1 protein-coding gene and 1 pseudogene are annotated in these 2022 nt (G+C 69.6%); both read right to left on the reverse strand.

The window, feature by feature from the left end:
* Positions 1–30 precede the first annotated feature (30 nt).
* Positions 31–1032, reverse strand: coding sequence for a F0F1 ATP synthase subunit gamma (locus AC0CYZ_RS11985; protein ID WP_472215562.1), 1002 nt, complete (start codon positions 1030–1032; stop codon positions 31–33).
* 131 nt (positions 1033–1163) lie between these two features.
* Positions 1164–2022: pseudogene (locus tag AC0CYZ_RS11990) on the reverse strand (F0F1 ATP synthase subunit alpha); the annotation flags it as partial.

The following is a 2022-nucleotide window of genomic DNA, read 5'->3' on the forward strand; positions in this document are numbered from 1 at the left end:
GCCTTCTGCTGCTCGGGTGCCTGCGTCATGTCACTCCCCTGCCGTGGCGAGGGCGTCGGCACCACCGACGATCTCGCTGATTTCCTGCGTGATCTGGGCCTGGCGGGCCTGGTTGGCCTCGCGGGTCAGGTCCTCGATGAGCTCGTTGGCGTTGTCGGTGGCGGCCTTCATGGCCCGGCGCCGCGCCGCGGACTCGGACGCCGCGGCGTCCAGGAGCGCGGCGAAGATCCGCGTCCGGAGGTACTTCGGGAGCAGCACGTCGAAGAGCTGCTCCGCGTCGGGCTCGAAGTCGTACTCGGCGTCCTGGGACGAGTCGCCGCTCTCGCCGTCCTCGGACCCCTCGGAGTCCGAGTCGTCGCCCTCGAGCTCGTCCAGCGACAGCGGCGCGATCTGCCGCGCCTCCGGCGTCTGGGACAGCATCGAGGAGAACGCGGTGAAGACGACGTGCAGCTCGTCCACCCCGGCCAGACCCCGGACCTCCTCGGGGGCGATGACCGGCGGGTCCTCGTCCTCCTCGGGGCCCTCGATCGTCCCCTCGCCGCCGGTGAGGAACGCCGCCGCCAGCGAGTCCGCCACCGCGACGGCGTTCTCGTACTGGGGCAGCTCCGAGAACCCCGTCCAGCTCTGCGCGACCTCGCGGCCGCGGAACCGGAAGAAGTCCCGGCCCTTGCGACCGACGACGAAGAGCATCGGCTCCTGGCCGGCGTCGGCGATCTCCTGCAGCCGGCGCAGGGCCAGCCGCTGGATGTTCGCGTTGTAGCCGCCGGCGAGCCCGCGGTCACTGGTGATGACCAGCACGCCGACCCGCGTCACGTTCTCGCGGGCGACGAGCAGCGGGTGGTCGGAGGCCGCGGCCTTCGAGGCCTGGGTGAGGACGTTGGTGAACTCCTCGACGTACGGCCGGGAGTTCTCCACCCTCACCTGGGCCTTGGAGATGCGCGACGTCGCGACGGTCTCCTGGGCCTTGGTGATCTGGGCGATGTTGCGCGACGACCGGATGCGTCGCCGCAGGACGCGCAGTTGGGCCGGCATCCGCTACCTCAGCTCTCGTCGGAGTCGGACTTGGAGTCGGACCCGGAGTCCGACTTCGACTCGGACGACCCGGACTTCGACTCGGACGACTCGGACGACTCGGACGACGACCCGGAGCCCTCGTCCGACTCCGACTTCGACCCGGAGCCCTCGTCCGACTCCGACTCCTGGTCGTCGTCCGACGCCTCGACGGAGGAACCGTCGCTCGCCTCGAAGGACTTCTTGAACTCGTTGACCGAGTCCGTCAGCCGCTTCTCGTTGTCCTCCTCGAGCTTCCCGGTGTCGCGGATCTCCGAGAGGATCTCCGACCCGTTGCGCTGGAGGTGCTCGAGGAACTCGCTCTCGAAGCGCCGGACGTCCTCGGCCGGCACCGAGTCCAGGTGGCCGTAGGTGCCGAGGAAGATCGCGGCGACCTCCTGCTCCACCGGGTACGGCTCGCCCTGGCCCTGCTTGAGCAGCTCCATGAGGCGCTGGCCACGGTCGAGCTGGGCGCGCGAGGCGGCGTCGAGGTCCGACGCGAAGGCCGAGAACGACTCCAGCTCGCGGTACTGCGCGAGGTCCACGCGCAGCGAGCCGGCGACCGACTTCATCGCCTTGATCTGCGCGTCGCCACCGACGCGGGACACCGACTGCCCGACGTTGATGGCCGGCCGCTGGCCCTGGTTGAACAGGTCCGACTCGAGGAAGCACTGACCGTCGGTGATCGAGATGACGTTCGTCGGGATGTACGCCGAGATGTCGTTGCCCTTCGTCTCGATGATCGGGAGCCCCGTCATCGAGCCGGCACCGAACTCGTCGGAGAGCTTCGCGCAACGCTCGAGCAGCCGCGAGTGCAGGTAGAACACGTCGCCCGGGTAGGCCTCGCGGCCCGGCGGACGGCGCAGCAGCAGCGAGACGGCGCGGTAGGCCTCCGCGTGCTTGGAGAGGTCGTCAAAGATGATCAGGACGTGCTTGCCCTGGTACATCCAGTGCTGGCCGATGGCCGAGCCG

It is taken from the genome of Actinomycetospora sp. (assembly GCF_055612215.1).